Origin of the sequence: Acinetobacter lwoffii, from assembly GCF_022967985.1 — a bacterium.
Classification (GTDB): Bacteria; Pseudomonadota; Gammaproteobacteria; order Pseudomonadales; family Moraxellaceae; genus Acinetobacter.
Window position 1 is genome coordinate 93313 of sequence record NZ_JALJVC010000001.1, and the last position, 18892, is coordinate 112204.

Here is an 18892-nt window from a genome sequence, read left to right on the forward strand (position 1 = left end):
CCAAACCCCTCCTTTAATAAAGGAGGGGCTTCCATCCACCTATTTTGATTTCTGGAAGTCCCCCTTTTACAAAGGGGGATTTAGGGGGATTCTAGAAACTCGCCAATTACTGACAAGCTTCACAATCAGGGTTGTCAATCGAACATGCCATTGGTACTGGAGCCGCTTGCGCAAAACCTTCTTCCTCTGCAGGAGCTTCAGGTTTTTGCGCTTCAACCACCGGAGCTGCTGCTACAGCAGGAGCCGCAACAGTTGCAGGTTTAACTGCATTCAATGCGCCAGTGTTAATGGTTGATTTCTCAGCAGAAGTCGCACCCAATGCACGAAGGTAATAAGTCGTTTTAAGGCCACGTAACCAGGCCATCTTGTAGGTGATGTCCAGTTTCTTACCGTTTGCACCAGCGATGTAAAGGTTCAGAGACTGCGCCTGGTCGATCCATTTTTGACGACGTGATGCAGCATCCACGATCCAGCGAGTTTCAACTTCAAACGCAGTCGCGAAGATCGCTTTAAGCTCTTCAGGAATACGGGAAATCTTCTGAACAGAACCTTCGAAGTGTTTCAGGTCGTTGACCATCACCGCATCCCAAAGACCACGTTCTTTCAGTGCACGCACCAGGTACGGGTTAATCACGGTGAATTCACCAGACAGGTTTGATTTCACATATAAGTTCTGGAATGTAGGCTCAATAGATTGAGACACGCCACAAATGTTTGAAATCGTAGCAGTCGGAGCAATTGCCATCACGTTCGAGTTACGCATACCGTCTTTTTGAACTTTGGCACGTAAAGTGTCCCAGTCCAGACGTTGAGTGCGGTCGACTTCGAACATGTGTTCTGGACGAGTTTTCGCAACCAGATCAAGCGAGTCGATTGGTAGGATACCTTGATCCCACAATGAACCTTTGAATGTTTCGTATGTACCACGTTCAACAGCCAAATCGCTAGATGTTGAAATCGCGTAGTACGAAATCACTTCCATCGATTCATCAGCAAACTCAACCGCAGCATCAGAACCATAAGCAAGGTTCATCTCATACAGTGCATCCTGGAAGCCCATGATACCCATACCAACCGGACGGTGTTTCAGGTTCGAGTTGCGTGCTTGTGGAACAGCGTAGTAGTTGATGTCAATCACGTTATCGAGCATACGAACCGCAGTTTTAACTGTACGTGCCAGTTTTTCACGATCAAGAACACCACCTTGAACGTGTTGTACCAGGTTGATCGAACCTAAGTTACATACTGCGATTTCTTCTTTGCTGGTGTTCAAAGTGATTTCTGTACACAAGTTAGAAGAATGAACTACACCAACGTGTTGTTGTGGTGAACGCAGGTTACATACGTCTTTGAAGGTGATCCACGGGTGACCAGTTTCAAACAGCATAGACAGCATTTTGCGCCACAAATCTTTTGCACGGATTTTCTTGTGCAACATGTTTGTTTCTTTGGCAATCGCTTCGTAGTGCGCATAACGCTCAGCGAATTCTGCACCGGTCAAATCATGCAGATCAGGCGTTTCAGAAGGCGTGAATAAAGTCCATTCTGCATCTTCGAATACACGTTGCATGAACAGGTCAGGAACCCAGTTCGCAGTGTTCATGTCATGGGTACGACGACGGTCATCACCAGTGTTCTTACGCAGTTCAAGGAATTCTTCGATGTCGAGGTGCCAAGTTTCTAAGTATGCACAAACTGCACCTTTACGCTTGCCGCCCTGGTTCACCGCAACAGCTGTATCGTTCGCCACTTTCAGGAACGGAACAACACCTTGCGACTTACCATTTGTACCTTTGATGTATGAGTTCAAGGCACGAACTGGCGTCCAGTCATTACCTAAACCGCCTGCCCATTTAGACAGCATTGCGTTATCACGCATTGCGCCATAAATGTCATACAGGTCATCATCAATGGTTGTTAAGTAGCAGCTAGACAATTGTGGACGAAGCGTACCTGAGTTAAACAGGGTAGGCGTCGAAGCCATGTAGTCGAAGCTAGATAATAAGTTATAGAACTCGATTGCACGGTCTTCACGGTTTTCTTCATTGAGCGACAAGCCCATAGAAACACGCATAAAGAACAATTGCGGAAGTTCAAAACGTACGCCATCTGAATGGATGAAGTAACGGTCAAATAATGTTTGCAGACCTAGGTAAGTAAACTGGTTAGAGCGTTCCGGTTGAATCGCAGCAGCCAGTTTCGCCAGGTCAAAGTTCAGCAATTCTGGAGAAAGCAGCTCAAGCTCAATCCCTTTTTTCAGGTAAGTTTCTAGCGCATCACCTTCAACTGTATCTACAGGTAGACCCAGGAATTTCAAACCAGTCGCAACCAGGTCATCACGCAATAAACGTGCAGTCACATACGTATAGTTAGGCTCTTGCTCAATACGGGTACGGGTCGCCATCATCATCGTGGTCGAGATGTCAGACTCTTTTACGCCGTTGTACAAGTTTTTCACAGTCTCATCGACAATGGCTTGTACATCAATCCCTTCAAGGCCTTCTGCTGCTTTAGTAACATGCGCAGTTAAAGCACTTAAATCTAGTGGCTTGAGTTTGCCTTCAGCATCGGTAATTTGCAGGGTCGGGTGATGATGTGCACCTAACTGTTTACGTGCTTCAGAACGTTGTTCACGGTAAATGACATAAGAGCGTGCAACTTTCTGTTCGCCCGTACGCATTAGCGCAAGTTCAACTTGGTCTTGAATTTCTTCAATATGAATCGTTCCGCCAGAAGGTAAACGACGTTTAAAGGTATTTAATACCATTTCCGTCAGTTGCTCGATACGATCATGGATCCGGCTCGAGTCAGCGCTTTGTTGGCCTTCAACCGCCAAAAACGCTTTACCAATTGCGACAGAAATTTTTTCTGCATCAAAAGCGGCAACATCACCGGTGCGTTTAATCACCTGAAGTTGACCAGGAGTTGAAGTGATTACGCTCATGTTAGCATAGCTCCATTGTCATCTATTTTTATGTTTATGGACCGTTTGAACTGGGCAAAATTCATGCCACAGTGTTTGAGGAATAAACACAAGACCTAGTGGTTTTAAAATTAATTGAACACAAGATACGGGAAAATTTAGGGTAGATCAATATTGACATTTAGCTAAATATTTTTCTTAAGTTGTGCTTTAATCCTTGTAAAAATATCGCTATTTTTATTGATTTTTGTATAAGCCTTATCAGGCAAGGCATAGCATAACAAAGTCAAAAGAAAGTGCTTATAGATAACACTGTGGATAACTAAAAAGTGCTGAATCAAGCAATCATATTTTGTCCATGTAATAGTTGTGTAAATCGAAAATCAGATCTAAGCCACTGTTTCAAGCATAATTGTCCAAAAAATGCACGATAAAATATTACAAAATGCTATCTTGATGTATCAGTTTGGTGAACGCTATCTTGTTTACAATGTAAACGTGTGTATATTGCAAGCATATTAAAAACGTATCTATTGGATTTCAAAAGGATACGCCTATAGCGTAGATCCACCAAATAAGGGGCAATACATGAGCCAAGAAGAAAAGTTACCCAAGATTTTAATTGTTGAAGATGACGAGCGTCTTGCTCGTTTAACGCAAGAATACCTCATTCGTAACGGACTTGAGGTGGGGGTAGAGCCGGATGGTAACCGTGCCATTCGTCGGATTATTGCCGAGCAGCCAGATATGGTGGTGCTGGATGTAATGTTACCAGGTGCTGATGGCTTGACCATTTGCCGTGAAGTGCGTCCACATTATCATCAGCCGATTTTGATGTTGACTGCGCGTACTGAAGACATGGATCAGGTTTTAGGTCTGGAAATGGGTGCAGATGACTATGTCGCTAAGCCTGTTCAGCCGCGTGTATTGCTGGCACGTATTCGTGCATTATTGCGCCGTACTGATAAGGTACCTGAAGATGAAGTGGCACAGCGCATCGAATTTGATGATCTGGTCATCGACAACGGCGGTCGTTCAGTGACCTTAAATGGCGATCTGGTTGATTTTACCAGCGCAGAATATGACCTGTTATGGTTGCTTGCATCGAATGCTGGCCGTATTCTCTCTCGCGAAGATATTTTCGAGCGTTTACGTGGTATCGAATATGATGGCCAAGACCGTTCAATCGATGTGCGTATTTCTCGTATCCGTCCAAAAATCGGTGACGATCCAGAAAATCCGAAGCGTATTAAAACAGTACGTAGTAAGGGTTATCTTTTTGTTAAAGAGACCAATGGTCTTTAAGCAAATGTGGTTTGTTGCTTGAACAAGCAGGATAAATTATAGGTGTTTAAACACAGTATATTTTTGCGTATATACGCAGGACTCGTCATCCTTGTCGTCTTGGTGGCGGTGTTCGGCTATTTGTTGGTACAGATTATCAACTATCAGCGTGCGCAAGAATATCGCGAATCCCTGACTGATGGTATGGCATATATCATCAGTGAAGGGGTCGCACGCCAGCCAAATCTCCAGCAAAAGATGGATTGGGTTTCTGATGCCTCCGATTTGCTGGAATTACCTATCCATTATGTAGAAGCCAGTAAGGTCGATATTACCCGTGCTGAAGGGCGCCGTATTGCCGAACGAAAAGCGGTGGTGCGTTGGGACGCCGAATCAGGTATTGCCTATATTGTGGTTGGGCTGCGCGATGACCCGGGTCATTACCTTTATATTAAGGCCGACAGTATTACTGAGCGCCAGATGAAGGCCTTACCAGTCTTTATCCTGGACTATCTGGTCTACTATCCAGGTCAGGAAAAAGAATATCTGGCTCGTATTCAGGATTATTTTTCTTATCCGGTTTCTATCGAAAATGTCCAGAATCTACCTTTAGACTCCGAGCAAATCGGACGTCTGCGTCTGGATCACAGCATCATTTTATACCGCGACAATGCCTCTATTCGTGGTACCACAATTTCAATTATTTCACCGATTCCTGGTTCGACCTCGCAAGTATTGGTCATGGGGCCGGTACCCTTGTTTAACTGGATGCCATTCCAGTTGGCGACCGGTATTACCTTATTAAGCCTTTTTGTGTTGAGTCTGGGTGTTTATGGTCTTCTGGTTCCGATGCAGCGTAAGTTGCGTGAAGTCAGCTATGCCTTAAACAAAATGAAATCGGGTAATATGTCATTGCGTCTTCCTGTGGAAGGCAGTGACGAGATGTCTACACTGGCGTCTAGCTATAACAATATGTCAGATCATATCCAGCGTTTGATCGAAGCGCAGCGTGAGTTGATGCGTGCGGTGTCGCATGAGTTGCGTACACCGGTGGCACGAATCCGCTTTGGTGTGGAAATGATGGCGGATGAAGATGACTACGATTATCGTCTGCAACAGGTGGAACAGATTGATAAAGATATTGAAGCGCTGAATACCTTGATTGATGAGATCATGACCTATGCCAAGCTGGAACAGGGCATGCCGTCGATTGAGTTTGAGCAAATCGATCTGTATGACGTACTGAATCAGGTGGCACAAGAAACTGAAGCGCTGAAAACCCAGAAAATCATCGAATTACATCCAATGCCTGTTGCGGTCACAGTAGAGGCGGAGCGTCGTTATCTGCATCGTGTAATTCAGAATCTGGTCGGCAATGCTGTACGTTATTGCGATAATAAAATCTTGATTAGCGGCGGTCTGGATCAGGATGGTCAGGCCTATGTTTGCGTTGAAGATGACGGGCCGGGGATTCCAGAAATAGATCGTGCCCGCATTTTTGAAGCCTTTGCCCGACTGGATGATAGCCGTACCCGTGCGTCGGGTGGTTATGGTTTAGGTTTGTCGATTGTCAGCCGGATTGCGTACTGGTTTGGTGGCACGATTCAGGTGGATCAAAGTCCGACGCTGGGTGGTGCGCGTTTTACCATGACCTGGCCGGCACAACGTTATGTCAAGAAGAGTAAGCGCAAAATGCTGGAAAAAAAGCCAGAGGAAGCGAGTGATCATTTAGCTTGATATTGTGTAAATGATTTTGGTCATAAAAAAACGATGCATCAGCATCGTTTTTTATTGGAAGAGATTTTATTCCTGAATGGTCGCATCAGGTTCAATGAGTGATTTGCCCTCTTTTAAGCTTTGTAGCGCTTCAGGGTTAAAGTCGATCAACAGTTTGGTGTTTTTCGCATCGACATTATAGCGCTGAATCAGTTTCTGGTCGCCTGATAAGGTTTCGACTTTATATTCGTCAGCGATATTCATAATGCCATCCAGATTGATGCTGGAGGAGGCATGATCTTCTTGAAAAAGTGCATGGATGTCACGTAAGTCAAAAGCTGCCTGGTTTATATTAGGATTTTTCTGGATGTAATTTTCTATATGGCGAACCAGTAATTGAGCAAATAAAAAATAATTAGGTCGATGGGAAAAGCGTAGAGACATGCAAGGACTCCTTATTGTTACTTTATTAATGTCATGATGTGGTTTAGAAATAGAAATAACATATTCTGAATCAGTCCGTTGAGCATGTTGCAAAAAGACACAATTGCCAATCCAAGATTACCAAGTAGCTGCAGGGGGTAAAGCAACAGTTAGATGTAAAAAATCACATTAAATATCAAGTTAAATCAAATAGTTTGAAAGAAAAAATAGTTGTTAAAATAAGTTTTTATCCGATTTAACTTGGATTCAATAGTGAAAAGGACTATATCTAAATGGGTGGGCGAGAAAAGCAGCTCATCGATCAGTCTATTTTCTGGCAGCGCTATTTATAGAAAAATTAATAGATAATTAAAATTTAATTTGGGAAAACGATTAAAACGAATTCTGAATGATTAAAGTCAAATTAAATGCTGAAATGTCTAAAAAATCATCCCAAAGACTAAGGCTTATAAACTAGCAAGTGAAATCCAAAATCAGGTACAATTGGCGGGATTAATTTTGTGTTTGGTGTATTTGAAGGCCAATACATACATTCTTTGTTAACAAATAGGCCTGCCAGGAGTTATCCCCGCATGAGTGCTATTACTCCATACGAATGGGCAATTATTGCCTTCGTGATCGGCGTTACATTTTTATGCGTCTTTATGCTGACTGTCCCATTACTCCTCGGGGGTAAATCATGGGGCCGTGCCAAGCAGGAGCAGTTTGAGTCAGGTGTAGTTAGCGCAGGTGGAGCTCGTATCCGCTTGTCTGCAAAGTTCTATTTAGTTGCAATTTTCTTTGTGGTGTTTGATTTAGAAGCACTTTATCTATATGCATGGGCAGTTTCTGTTCGTGAGGTAGGTTGGATTGGTTTTGCAACTGCAGCTATCTTTATCATAGTTTTACTTGTTGGTTTGATTTACGAATTATCGACAGGCGCACTCAATTGGGCACCTTCAGACAGACGTAAGGCAGCAGGAATTAAAGCTAAGATTGGTTCGCCAAATATGGATCTTGCAGAAATTACGCGCTTCAACTCGATTGAAGAATTGGTGATGGATCCAACGGGTCAAATCCCGGCTCAATCATCTGGTTTTGTGAAAAAGTCACAAACTCAATTATCTGATAAGGAGTAAGACGGGATGAAATATACATTAACCCGTGCGAATCCGAATGCTGACCAATATCCACTTCAGGAACGTATTGTTGTAGAAGATCCGTTGCTAGAAGAAGAAGTGAATAAAAATGTATTCATGACTCGCTTAGAGGATGTGGTACATACAGCAGTCAACTGGGGTCGTAAAAACTCAGTTTGGCCATTTAACTTTGGTACATCTTGCTGCTACGTGGAATATGCAACGACCTTGACCGGCGTGCATGACTTGTCACGTTTTGGTGCCGAGGTTATCCGCGCTTCACCGCGTCAGGCGGACTTAATGATTGTGGCGGGTACATGCTTTGTGAAAATGGCGCCGGTAATTCAGCGTCTGTATGAACAGATGCTTGAACCGAAATGGGTCATTTCAATGGGTGCATGTGCCAACTCAGGTGGTATGTACGATATTTATTCAGTCGTACAAGGTGTGGATAAAATCATCCCGGTCGATGTGTATATTCCAGGTTGCCCACCACGTCCTGAAGCTTTGATTCAGGCATTGATGCTGTTGCAAGACCAGATTCAACTAGAGCGTCGTCCGCTTTCTGCGGTGATCGGTGATGATCTTAAGCCAGTGTATAAGCCAAAGATGATGCCGGAACGTGACCGTAAGAAAGACCAGCGTGTTGCTGTGAAGAACTTACGCTCTATGGATGAAATTAAATAATTTAAACGACAGGTTGTTTTGTTGTGCACCCGCTATGGGTGTAATTGTCGTTTAGGTTGACTGAATTTGTATTAAATAGGAAGCCAAGCCAATGGCTGAAACTGACATTGCTATGCCAGAATCAACGCCTGTTGATTCACGCCCAGCATTTGCCATCATTGAAGAACTCAAAACCAAATTTGGTGAGAACTTCTTTGTGCAAACGACTTTCGAGGATTTCCCGACAGTCTGGGTTGAGCGCGCACGTGTACAAGAAGTTTTAATGTTCTTGCGTACAGTGTCACGTCCTTACGTGATGTTGTTCGACCTGTCAGCGGTAGATGAGCGTCTGCGTACGCACCGCGACGGTTTACCTGCGTCTGACTTCACCGTGTTCTATCACCTGTTGTCGCTCGAGCGTAATACTGACATTCGTATTAAAGTTGCCTTAGCTGAAAGCGATTTGAATCTTCCGACGGCAACCAATATTTGGCCAAATGCCAACTGGTACGAACGTGAAGCTTACGATATGTTCGGGATCAATTTCGAAGGGCATCCAATGCTCCGTCGTATCTTGTTGCCAACCTATTGGGAAGGTCATCCGCTACGTAAAGAATATTCTGCACGTGCGACTGAATATACGCCGTATTTGCAAGATAAAGCCAAACAGGACTACGAACAGGAACATCTTCGTTTCGTCCCTGAAGATTGGGGTATGAAGCGCGGCAATGCCGATGAAGACTTCATGTTCCTGAACTTGGGTCCGAACCATCCATCTGCGCACGGTGCGTTCCGTGTGATCTTGCAGCTGGACGGTGAAGAAGTGAAAGACTGTGTGCCTGACATCGGTTATCACCACCGTGGTGTGGAAAAGATGGCTGAACGTCAAACCTGGCATTCATTCATTCCGTATACAGACCGTGTCGACTACCTCGGTGGTTGTGCGCAAAACATGCCTTACGTGCTTGGCGTAGAGCAAATGGCGGGTATTACTGTACCTGACCGTGCGCAATGTATCCGCGTGATGATGTCTGAACTGTTCCGTATCAATAACCACTTGCTGTTCATTGGTACTGCGATTCAGGATGCCGGCGGTATGACGCCAGTCTTCTACATGTTTGCTGACCGTCAGAAAATCTATGACGCAATTGAAGCGATCACCGGTTACCGTATGCATCCGGCATGGTTCCGTATCGGTGGTACCGCACACGATCTTCCAAACAACTGGCAGCACCTGATTCGTGAAATCCTGGACTGGATGCCGAAACGTTTGAAGGAATATCATACTGCAGCGCTGAAAAACTCAGTATTTGTGGGTCGTACCCGTAATGTTGCGCAATACGATGCAAAATCTGCATTGGCTTGGGGTGTAACAGGTACAGGTCTACGCGCTACAGGTATCGACTTTGACGTACGTAAATACCGCCCATATAGCGGTTATGAAAATTATGACTTCGAAGTGCCGGTTGAGTACGAAGGCGATGCCTATGCACGTGTCATCGTTCACTACCGTGAAATCGAAGAATCACTGAAAATTATCAAACAATGTTTAGATAATATGCCGTCTGGTGCGTATAAAGCAGACCATCCACTGGCTGTTCCACCACCAAAAGACAAGACATTACAAGATATTGAAACCTTAATTACGCACTTCCTGAGCGTATCTTGGGGTCCTGTAATGCCGGCGGGTGAAGCATCTGTGATGGCGGAAGTGGTGAAAGGCGCGTCGAACTACTACTTGACTTCAGACAAGTCAACTATGAGTTACCGTACCCGTATCCGTACACCAACCTTCACGCATTTACAGCAAATGCCTTCTGTGATTAACGGCAGCTTAATGTCTGACTTAATCATTTATTTAGCGACCATTGACGTCGTAATGGCTGACGTGGATCGCTAAGGGGTAAACGCATTATGATGATTTTGACTGATAAAAAGCCACGTGTGAATGTTGAAGGAATTTTGACTGCGGACGAAATTCACGATATCGAACATCACATGGGGCACTACCCATACCCACGTGCAGCGTGTCTAGATGCGCTGAAGTGTGTACAACGCCGTAATGGCTGGGTAGATGATGCGCAAATGAATGCCATCGCACAAATGCTCAGCATGAGCGTTGCAGACCTTGAAGGTGTGGCAACGTTCTATAACCGTATTTACCGTCAGCCGGTCGGTCGTCACGTAATTTTGTTATGTGATTCGATTGCGTGTTTCCTGATGGGTGCGGAAACTTTGGCAGAAGCATTCCAGCGCGAATTAGGCATTTCTTTTGGTCAAACGACTGCAGATGGTCGTTTCACTTTGCTGCCAATTTGCTGTCTGGGCAACTGTGACAAAGGTCCAACCTTAATGATTGATGAAGACACGCATGGTCTGGTTGAAGTGACTTCGGTGAAACAGCTGTTGGAGAAGTATGTATGAATACTGAACCAAAACCAATTTATGGCGACGGTAACCCGGAAACGCATCCATTAACATGGCGTTTAAGCAAACAAGCCAACGTACGTAATGCAGATGATTACGAAGCGCTTGAAGGTTATGCAGGCTTTAAAAAAGCACTGACCATGTCGCCTAAAGATGTATTGGAAGTGGTTAAAGCAGCGACTGTTAAAGGTCGTGGTGGTGCAGGCTTCCCGGCAGGCATTAAATGGTCTTTGATGGCGCCAAACGACAACTCAGGTCCACGTTACCTGATTTGTAATGCCGATGAGATGGAACCAGGTACCTTTAAAGACCGTTTGTTGATGGAAGATCTTCCGCATCAATTAATCGAAGGGATGCTGATTGCGGGTTATACGCTTGAAGCAACACACGGTTATATCTTTATCCGCGGCGAGTACATCGAAGCTGCTCAGTACTTAAATGAAGCACTTGAGCAAGTTCGTGCCAAAGGTTATTTGGGGGATAACATCCTCGGTACAGGCTGGAACTTCGAGTTACACGTGCATACCGGTGCGGGTCGTTATATCTGCGGTGAAGAAACTGCATTGATTAACTCGCTTGAAGGTCGCCGTGCCAACCCGCGTACTAAACCGCCATTCCCGCAAGTTGCAGGTGCTTGGGGTCGTCCTACGATTGTGAACAACGTAGAGACCTACAACAACTTACCGGCAATCATGCTGCGTGGTCCTGAATGGTACATCAACTTATCTGCTGGTAAGTCGAAAGATCCAGGCACCAAGATTTATGGTGCATCAGGTAAAGTGAAATTCCCGGGTCTATGGGAGCTTCCATTTGGTACGACAGCACGTGAAGTGATTGAAGACCATGCTGGTGGTATGCGTGACGGCTTAAAACTGAAAGCATGGTTACCGGGTGGTGCATCGACTGACTTCCTGGCTGCCGAGCATATTGATCTTCCTATGGATGCGGAAAGCATCATGAAAGCAGGTTCGCGTTTAGGAACTTGCTTATTGATGGTGGTAGATGAAACCCAATGTATAGTTTCAGCGACACGTAACCTCGAAGAATTCTTTGCACGCGAATCATGTGGTTTCTGTACGCCTTGCCGTGATGGCTTACCTTGGGCTGTGAAAGCGCTGAAAGCACTGGAAGATGGCACAGGTAAGAAAGAAGATATCGATCACTTACAAGAACTGACTCGTAAGCTTTGGATTGGTAAAACTTTCTGTGCCCACGCACCGGGTGCAATGGAGCCGCTTATGGGCGCACTCAAATATTTCCGTGGCGAATTTGAAGCGAAGGTTGTGAATGCCGCCGCTCAAACCAGCAACGTAGAACAAGCTTAAGGAATTCGACTATGGCTACAATTCATGTCGATGGCAAATCGTATGAAGTCAACGGCTCGGAAAACTTGCTACAAGCATGTTTGAGTCTTGGCATTGATATCCCATACTTTTGTTGGCATCCATCCTTAGGTTCTGTCGGCTCTTGCCGTCAATGTGCCGTGACCCAGTACGCGAATCCAGAAGATACGCGTGGCCGTTTGGTCATGTCATGTATGACGCCTGCATCTGACAATACCTACATCTCGATTGAAGACAAAGAAGCCAAAGATTTCCGTGCTTCGATTGTTGAATTCTTGATGACCAACCACCCGCACGACTGTCCAGTCTGTGAAGAAGGTGGTCACTGTCATTTACAAGATATGACTGTAATGACGCAGCATGACCGTCGTCGCTACCGTTTCACCAAACGTACCCATTACAACCAGGAGCTTGGCTCATTCATTTCCCACGAAATGAACCGTTGTATCGCGTGTTACCGTTGTGTGCGTTATTACAAAGACTACGCAGGTGGTACGGACTTCGGCGTGTATGCCAACGCATCACGTGTATACTTCGGTCGTCCGGAATCAGGCACTTTAGAGTCTGAATTCTCGGGTAACCTGACTGAAGTATGTCCAACAGGTGTATTCACCGACAAAACTCATTCGGCTCGCTACAACCGTAAATGGGACATGCAGTATGCGCCAAGCGTATGCCAAGGCTGTTCTTCAGGTTGTAATATCTCTCCGGGTGAACGTTATGGCGAACTTCGCCGCGTAGAAAACCGTTATAACGGTGAAGTCAACCAGTACTTCTTATGCGACAAAGGCCGTTTCGGTACAGGTTATGTGAACCGTGAAGACCGCCCGCGTCAACCACAATTCCGTCAAGGTGCAACTGTTGAAATTGTTTCAGTGGATGCAGCACTAGACACGGTCATTGCAAATATCCAGGGCAAAAAAGTATTGGGTATTGGTTCACCGCGTGCATCACTTGAGTCGAACTTCGCACTTCGTGAGTTGGTGGGTCAAGAGAACTTCTCAACAGGTCTATCTCAAAAAGAGCAAAACCTGGTTGAACTTGCTGCTTCTATCATGCAAACCGAGGGTGTTTACAACCCGAACATGCGTGAAATTGAAAGCTACGATGCTGTGTTAATTTTGGGTGAAGACCTCACACAAACTGCGCCACGTATGGCTTTATCTGTTCGCCAGGCTGCGAAAAATAAAGGCAAAGAGATGGCGGCAGAGCGCCGTACGCAAGAGTGGTTGGCTGAACCGGTACAACGTATTGCACAAGATGCGAAATCTCCGATTTACATCCTGGCTGCGACACAAACCCGTTTGTCTGATGTTGCCGAAGGTGAAGTGGTTGCTTCTCCAAACGACATCGCGCGTTTAGGTTTTGCAGTTGCTGCAGCAGTTGCTGGTGAAACGATTCTTGGTTTAGATGACGATGCCAAAGCATTTGCACAAACCATTGCGGACACTTTAAAAGCTGCGAAGAAACCACTGGTCATCTCGGGTACAAGCTTGCAAGATCCTGCCATTATGGAAGCTGCTGCACAAGTTGCACAGAATCTGGGTAATGCAGGTCTGACCTTGACGGTTCCTGAAGTGAACTCGATGGGTATGGCAATCTTCGGTGGTCAAAGCCTGGAGCAAGCTTTTGCTCAGGACTACGACACTGTCGTGATTGTTGAAAATGACCTTTATCGTCGTTTACCAGCAGCACAAGTGGATGCCGCACTTGCAGGCAAAGAAGTGATCGTTCTGGATCACTCTGAAACTGAAACTGTGAAGAAAGCCGACATCGTACTTTCTGCCGCTTCGTTTGCTGAAGGTGATGGTACTGTCGTTTCTCAAGAAGGCCGTGCACAACGTTTCTACCAAGTGTATGACCCAAGCTACTACAATCCTGAATTGGCGATCAAGGAATCTTGGCGCTGGTTACACGCTCTGGAAACAGGCGTAAAAGGCAAAGCGATTTCTTGGACTTTACTGGATGACGTAATCGAGTCAGTGGCGAAGAACGTTCCTGCGCTTGAGGGCATTCAGGATGTTGCACCTGATGCGGGCTTCCGTGTACATGGTTTGAAAGTGGCACGTGAACCACGTCGTTACTCAGGTCGTACTTCAATGCGTTCGCCATTGTCTGTACATGAGCCGAAACAGCCTACAGATAAAGACTCTGCATTAACGTTCTCGATGGAAGGTTATGTAGGAGACCAGACGCCATCTCCACTGGTTCCATTTGCATGGTCTGCAGGCTGGAACTCGCCACAAGCTTGGAACAAGTTCCAGGAAACTGTAGGTGGTTCACTGAAAGGTGGTGATTCAGGCGTTCGTTTATTCGACCGTTTGGCAAAACGTCCGGCACGTACATTCGTTGCACCGGCACCTGTTCTGGTCAATGCTGAAAGCTTCCGTCTGGTACCAATGCACCATATCTTTGGTTCAGGTGAATTCACGGTAAAAACACCAGCGATGGAAACACGTATTCCTGAAGCGGTATTTGCAGTGGGTGAGCAGGATGCAGCGCGCCTGAATGTTCAAGATGGTCAGACAATCACGGTGAAAGCAGGTGAGACGTCAATCGTTCTTCCAGTTCAAGTGATTGAATATTTACCAACAGGTTATATTGGCTACCCAATCGGTCTGGCACCGACGGTATCTCTTGCAGAGCCTGTTTCAGTCGCGGTAGGAGTGTAATTCATGGAACAAGAATTAATCCGTCAAACGCCGCTGTGGGCTGAAAACTGGCCAATTGCCTATTCAGTCATTCAAGCGATTGTGATCTTGCTGGTTGTAGTACTGATCGCTGCGTTGATGTCTTTTATTGAACGTCGTTTACTCGGCTTGTGGCAAGACCGTTACGGTCCGAACCGTGTTGGTCCGGGTGGTATGTTCCAGATTGTTGCCGACATGCTGAAAATCATGTTCAAGGAAGACTGGACACCTAAGTTTGCTGACAAATTGACGTTCCGTATGGCGCCAGCAGTTGCGATGGCAACTGCGGTGCTGTCGTTCATGGTTATTCCTGTATCACCTTATTTAGGTGTAGCAGACATGAACATCGGCCTGTTGTTCTTTATGGCAATGGCGGGTATTGCAGTTTATGCAGTCCTGTTCGGTGGCTGGTCATCAAACAACAAATATGCCTTACTGGGCGGTTTACGTTCTGCAGCTCAAACCATTTCGTATGAAGTGTTCTTGGGTATCTCGTTGATGGGTGTGGTGGCAATTGCCGGTTCATTCAACATGCGTGAAATCGTTGAAGCGCAAAAAGATGTCTGGTTTGTGATTCCTCAGTTCCTAGGTTTCTTGATCTTCGTGGTTGCAGGTGTGGCGGTAACGCATCGTCACCCATTTGACCAACCAGAAGCAGAACAGGAACTGGCAGAAGGTTACCATGTCGAATACGGCGGTATGAAATGGGGGATGTTCTTCGTTGCGGAATACGTCAACGTGGTACTGATCTCTGCATTGATCGTGACTTTATTCTTCGGTGGCTGGCTTGCGCCATTCAACCTTGATATTCCGTTCCTTCCAGCAGCATTCTGGTTCATTATCAAAACAGCATTCTTTGTAATGATGTTTGTACTGGCGCGTGGTTCTTTAATGCGTCCACGTTATGACCAGGTAATGAACTTTGGTTGGAAAATTTGCTTGCCATTGGCGTTGGTTAACCTTTTGGTAACTGGTGCTGTGATTCTGATGAATCAGGCCTAAGACAGCAGGGAGAACAAAATGTTTAAATTTCTAGCTGGATTCGGGTCAATCGTTCGTTCGTTGTGGATGGTGTTCAGCCACGCAACACGTAAACGTGACACCATTTTATATCCGGAAGTGCCGGCCGAAGAAATCGTGCCACCACGCTTCCGTGGTCGTATCGTATTGACGCGCGACCCTGATGGCGAAGAACGCTGTGTGGCATGTAACCTGTGTGCGGTTGCCTGTCCGGTAGGCTGTATTTCACTACAAAAAGCAGAACGTGAAGATGGTCGCTGGTATCCGGAATTTTTCCGTATCAATTTCTCGCGTTGTATTTTCTGCGGTATGTGTGAAGAAGCGTGTCCAACCACTGCGATTCAGATGACCCCGGATTTCGAGCTTGGTGAATATGTTCGTCAAGACCTGGTCTATGAAAAAGAACACCTGCTGATTTCTGGTCCTGGTAAATATCCTGACTATAACTTCTACCGTGTAACCGGTATGGCAGTTGCAGGCAAGGACAAAGGTCAAGCACAGCGTGAAAGTGCACCTGTTGATGTACGGAGTCTATTACCATGATGTGGCCATTTTATTTAATGGCCCTTGTGGCCATTGTCTCTACGGTTCGCGTTGTTACTAACGCGAATCCGGTACATGCTTTATTAAGCCTGATCGTGTCATTGCTTGCAGTCGCAGGCATGTTCCTGATCGTCGGTGCGCCATTCGCTGGTGCGCTGGAAGTGATCGTTTATGCGGGCGCGATCATGGTGTTGTTCGTGTTCGTGGTAATGATGCTGAACCTGGGTGAGCAGACCGTTGAACAAGAACGTAAATGGTTGACTTCATCGGCTTGGGCTTATCCGGCGTTGATGAGCTTCCTGATCGGTTTGGTGCTGGTATGGGTATTAAACTCTGATTACACACAAGCTTCACTGGTAATGGGTACAGAAATGGTGGGCCCGAAAGCAGTGGGTCAAGCACTCTTTACGCAATACTTGTTGTTGGTTGAAGTTGCCGCGATGTTATTGCTTGCTGCCTTGGTAGCTGCATTCCATTTGGGTAAACGTGAACCAGATGCAGAAGAGGAAAAAGAATAATGGGCAACATCCCTTTAGAGCATGGTTTGATCGTTGCATCTATTCTCTTTGCACTGGGTTTTTACGGTGTAATGGTGCGACGCAACCTACTATTTATTTTAATGAGCCTTGAAATCATGATGAACGCTGCTGCTTTGGCGTTCGTCCTGGCGGGCAGTGCATGGGCACAGCCAGATGGTCAGATCATGTTTATCCTGATCCTGACGCTTGCTGCGGCAGAGGCTTGTATTGGTCTTGCGATCGTCCTTCAGTTCTATCATCGCTTCCATCACCTGGATGTGGATGCTGCTAGTGAGATGCGCGGATGAGTTATTTATATCTAACAATTTTATTTCCGCTCATTGGTTTTGTCCTGTTAGCGGCGGGGCGCAACAAGCTTCCGGAATCTGTTGCAGCGATGATTGGTGTGGGTGCAGTCGGTTTATCTGCACTGTTCGCACTGATTGCAGGTATGGACTTTGTGAATAATGGTTCAACTGCAGTAGTACAACATCTTTGGACTTGGTTCAGTGTTGGCAGTTTTGCTCCGGGCATCAGCTTGCAGCTGGATGGCTTGTCTTTATTGATGCTGGGCATGGTCACTGGTGTGGGTTTCTTAATTCACATCTTTGCATCATGGTACATGCGCGGTGAAGAAGACTTTGCACGTTTCTTCTCTTACTTCAACCTGTTCGTTGCCAGCATGTTATTGCTGGTATTGGGTGACAACCTGGCGTTGTTATTCCTGGGTTGGGAAGGCGTAGGTCTGTGTTCATACCTGTTGATCGGTTATTACTACCAGAACCCGGCAAACGGTCTGGCGGCAATCAAGGCATTTACTGTGACCCGTATTGGTGACGTATTCCTGCTGATTGCCATGTTCCTGATCTTCCAGCAATTCGGTACCTTGAACATTCAGTACATCGTCGAAAATGCGGCGACTGTAATGATGCAAAGTTCATCTCTGACCATCTGGACAGCATTGCTCTTATTCTTGGGTGCGGCAGGTAAATCTGCACAGATTCCACTGCAAACATGGTTAGCCGATGCGATGGCAGGTCCGACACCTGTTTCTGCATTGATCCATGCTGCAACGATGGTAACAGCGGGTGTTTACCTGTGCTGCCGTCTGTTCGCAGTCTTTGAACTTGCGCCAGAAGTGATGGTATTTATTTCGATCACAGGTGCGGTGACTTTGCTTGTGGCTGGTTTTGCTGCACTGGTTCAAACCGACATCAAACGTATTCTGGCTTACTCAACTATGAGTCAGCTCGGTTATATGTTTATGGCGGTAGGTGCTGAAGCATACCAAGCGGGTCTGTTCCATATGCTGACTCACGCATTCTTCAAGGCATTATTGTTCTTGTCGTCTGGTGCGGTGATTCTGGCTTACCATCACGAACAAAACATCTTCAAGATGGGCGGTCTGTTCTACAAGAACAAATTCCTGTTTGCATGTTTCGCGATTGGTGGCGGTGCATTGGCAGCGATTCCATTCCTGACGATTGGTTTCTTCTCAAAAGATGCGATTCTTGCTGCAGTCTGGACGCAAAGTCATATTGCTGGTTTACCAGTGTATAACACGCTGTACTGGGTCGGTGTTGCAGGTGCATTCTTAACCTCTATTTATACATTCCGTTTAATTTGGGTTGTATTCTTTGGCAAAGAAAACACACCTTATCATGAAATCCAAGGTGTAACTTACTGGGCGCCACTGGCAATTCTTGCTGTACTTTCAACAGGTCTGGCGATCGTCCTAAAAGCACCGGTAATGAGCATTCTGGATGCTGCACAAATTCCAGCCTTCATTATTCCTGAAGCGCTTGAAGCAGGTGCACATGGTGCTGAATACATCGCAATTGCTGTTGCTTTGACAGGTCTTGCAGTGGGTGTCGTGCTGTTCGCTTTTGCTTACAATGCAGTCAAACGTTTTGCAGCCACTTCTGTAGGTGCTGGCCTGGTCAACATCTGCCGTAATGCATTAGGTTTCGATACGCTGTATGACATCATTTTCGTGAAGCCATATTTATTGTTCGCGAAGATCTTTGGTCGTGATCCAATTGATGGCCTATGGCTGGTACTTCCTGCACTTGTTAAAGGTGGTCACAGCTTTACAAGTTCACGTCAAACCGGTTCACTGCGTGAATATGCATCTAGTATGGGGCTCGGTGTAGTTGTCCTACTGATGATCTTGATCGTGATTCAGGTTGTGGGGAAATAA

General features: G+C 45.9%; 15 protein-coding genes. 13 read left to right on the forward strand and 2 right to left on the reverse strand.

The window, feature by feature from the left end; translation table 11 throughout:
- Positions 1-106 precede the first annotated feature (106 nt).
- Positions 107-2944 carry a ribonucleoside-diphosphate reductase subunit alpha gene (locus MWG72_RS00445; RefSeq protein WP_247143018.1) on the reverse strand — a complete coding sequence of 946 codons (2838 nt, stop codon included), beginning with the start codon at positions 2942-2944 and terminating at the stop codon, positions 107-109.
- 567 nt (positions 2945-3511) lie between these two features.
- On the opposite strand from MWG72_RS00445, the gene bfmR reads away from it, so the two are divergent.
- The gene (gene bfmR / locus MWG72_RS00450; RefSeq protein ID WP_004280782.1) at positions 3512-4228 is read left to right on the forward strand and encodes a response regulator transcription factor BfmR; all 717 of its coding nucleotides are present in this window, start codon (positions 3512-3514) and stop codon (positions 4226-4228) included.
- A gap of 42 nt (positions 4229-4270) precedes the next feature.
- Positions 4271-5944, forward strand: coding sequence for a sensor histidine kinase BfmS (bfmS, locus tag MWG72_RS00455; protein WP_005104083.1), 1674 nt, complete (start codon positions 4271-4273; stop codon positions 5942-5944).
- 66 nt (positions 5945-6010) lie between these two features.
- On the opposite strand, the gene MWG72_RS00460 is transcribed toward bfmS, so the two are convergent.
- Positions 6011-6367 carry a hypothetical protein gene (locus MWG72_RS00460; RefSeq protein ID WP_180180503.1) on the reverse strand — a complete coding sequence of 119 codons (357 nt, stop codon included), beginning with the start codon at positions 6365-6367 and terminating at the stop codon, positions 6011-6013.
- Positions 6368-6939: 572 nt separating this feature from the next.
- On the opposite strand from MWG72_RS00460, the gene ndhC reads away from it, so the two are divergent.
- From ndhC to nuoL, 11 genes are all read left to right on the forward strand, one after another.
- Positions 6940-7485 (forward strand): NADH-quinone oxidoreductase subunit A, encoded by a 546-nt coding sequence (gene ndhC, locus MWG72_RS00465; protein WP_004280779.1) that lies wholly within the window; start codon positions 6940-6942, stop codon positions 7483-7485.
- 6 nt (positions 7486-7491) lie between these two features.
- Positions 7492-8172: a NuoB/complex I 20 kDa subunit family protein gene (locus MWG72_RS00470; protein ID WP_004280778.1), complete on the forward strand. Its 681-nt coding sequence runs from the start codon at positions 7492-7494 to the stop codon at positions 8170-8172.
- Between the two features lie 91 nt (positions 8173-8263).
- A complete protein-coding gene (nuoC, locus tag MWG72_RS00475; protein WP_004732074.1) occupies positions 8264-10051 on the forward strand; it encodes an NADH-quinone oxidoreductase subunit C/D in 1788 nt (595 codons plus the stop codon).
- Positions 10052-10065: 14 nt separating this feature from the next.
- Positions 10066-10575, forward strand: coding sequence for an NADH-quinone oxidoreductase subunit NuoE (gene nuoE, locus MWG72_RS00480; protein ID WP_005247901.1), 510 nt, complete (start codon positions 10066-10068; stop codon positions 10573-10575).
- Entirely contained in the window at positions 10572-11903 is a 1332-nt protein-coding gene (gene nuoF / locus MWG72_RS00485) for an NADH-quinone oxidoreductase subunit NuoF (protein WP_247143019.1), read from the forward strand. The genes nuoE and nuoF overlap by 4 nt, the downstream gene beginning before the upstream one ends.
- Positions 11904-11914: 11 nt before the next feature.
- Positions 11915-14593 (forward strand): NADH-quinone oxidoreductase subunit NuoG, encoded by a 2679-nt coding sequence (gene nuoG / locus MWG72_RS00490; protein WP_247143020.1) that lies wholly within the window; start codon positions 11915-11917, stop codon positions 14591-14593.
- 3 nt (positions 14594-14596) lie between these two features.
- Positions 14597-15613, forward strand: a complete 1017-nt coding sequence (gene nuoH, locus MWG72_RS00495) for an NADH-quinone oxidoreductase subunit NuoH (RefSeq protein WP_004280772.1) — start codon at positions 14597-14599, stop codon at positions 15611-15613.
- 18 nt (positions 15614-15631) lie between these two features.
- A complete protein-coding gene (gene nuoI, locus MWG72_RS00500; RefSeq protein WP_004280771.1) occupies positions 15632-16174 on the forward strand; it encodes an NADH-quinone oxidoreductase subunit NuoI in 543 nt (180 codons plus the stop codon).
- Positions 16174-16692, forward strand: coding sequence for an NADH-quinone oxidoreductase subunit J (gene nuoJ, locus MWG72_RS00505; RefSeq protein ID WP_171054322.1), 519 nt, complete (start codon positions 16174-16176; stop codon positions 16690-16692). The genes nuoI and nuoJ overlap by 1 nt, the downstream gene beginning before the upstream one ends.
- A complete protein-coding gene (gene nuoK, locus MWG72_RS00510; RefSeq protein WP_004280769.1) occupies positions 16692-17000 on the forward strand; it encodes an NADH-quinone oxidoreductase subunit NuoK in 309 nt (102 codons plus the stop codon). The genes nuoJ and nuoK overlap by 1 nt, the downstream gene beginning before the upstream one ends.
- Complete coding sequence (gene nuoL / locus MWG72_RS00515) at positions 16997-18892, forward strand: NADH-quinone oxidoreductase subunit L (RefSeq protein ID WP_247143021.1); 1896 nt, start codon at positions 16997-16999, stop codon at positions 18890-18892. Before nuoK ends, nuoL begins: the two co-directional genes overlap by 4 nt.

What these genes read in the sequence shown, in the direction of transcription:
- MWG72_RS00445 (WP_247143018.1), bottom strand. Translation starts at nt 2,944, where the DNA reads ATGAGCGTAATCACTTCAACTCCTGGTCAACTTCAGGTGATTAAACGC.
- bfmR (WP_004280782.1), top strand. Translation starts at nt 3,512, where the DNA reads ATGAGCCAAGAAGAAAAGTTACCCAAGATTTTAATTGTTGAAGATGAC.
- MWG72_RS00460 (WP_180180503.1), bottom strand. Translation starts at nt 6,367, where the DNA reads ATGTCTCTACGCTTTTCCCATCGACCTAATTATTTTTTATTTGCTCAA.
- ndhC (WP_004280779.1), top strand. Translation starts at nt 6,940, where the DNA reads ATGAGTGCTATTACTCCATACGAATGGGCAATTATTGCCTTCGTGATC.
- MWG72_RS00470 (WP_004280778.1), top strand. Translation starts at nt 7,492, where the DNA reads ATGAAATATACATTAACCCGTGCGAATCCGAATGCTGACCAATATCCA.
- nuoC (WP_004732074.1), top strand. Translation starts at nt 8,264, where the DNA reads ATGGCTGAAACTGACATTGCTATGCCAGAATCAACGCCTGTTGATTCA.
- nuoE (WP_005247901.1), top strand. Translation starts at nt 10,066, where the DNA reads ATGATGATTTTGACTGATAAAAAGCCACGTGTGAATGTTGAAGGAATT.
- nuoF (WP_247143019.1), top strand. Translation starts at nt 10,572, where the DNA reads ATGAATACTGAACCAAAACCAATTTATGGCGACGGTAACCCGGAAACG.
- nuoG (WP_247143020.1), top strand. Translation starts at nt 11,915, where the DNA reads ATGGCTACAATTCATGTCGATGGCAAATCGTATGAAGTCAACGGCTCG.
- nuoH (WP_004280772.1), top strand. Translation starts at nt 14,597, where the DNA reads ATGGAACAAGAATTAATCCGTCAAACGCCGCTGTGGGCTGAAAACTGG.
- nuoI (WP_004280771.1), top strand. Translation starts at nt 15,632, where the DNA reads ATGTTTAAATTTCTAGCTGGATTCGGGTCAATCGTTCGTTCGTTGTGG.
- nuoJ (WP_171054322.1), top strand. Translation starts at nt 16,174, where the DNA reads ATGTGGCCATTTTATTTAATGGCCCTTGTGGCCATTGTCTCTACGGTT.
- nuoK (WP_004280769.1), top strand. Translation starts at nt 16,692, where the DNA reads ATGGGCAACATCCCTTTAGAGCATGGTTTGATCGTTGCATCTATTCTC.
- nuoL (WP_247143021.1), top strand. Translation starts at nt 16,997, where the DNA reads ATGAGTTATTTATATCTAACAATTTTATTTCCGCTCATTGGTTTTGTC.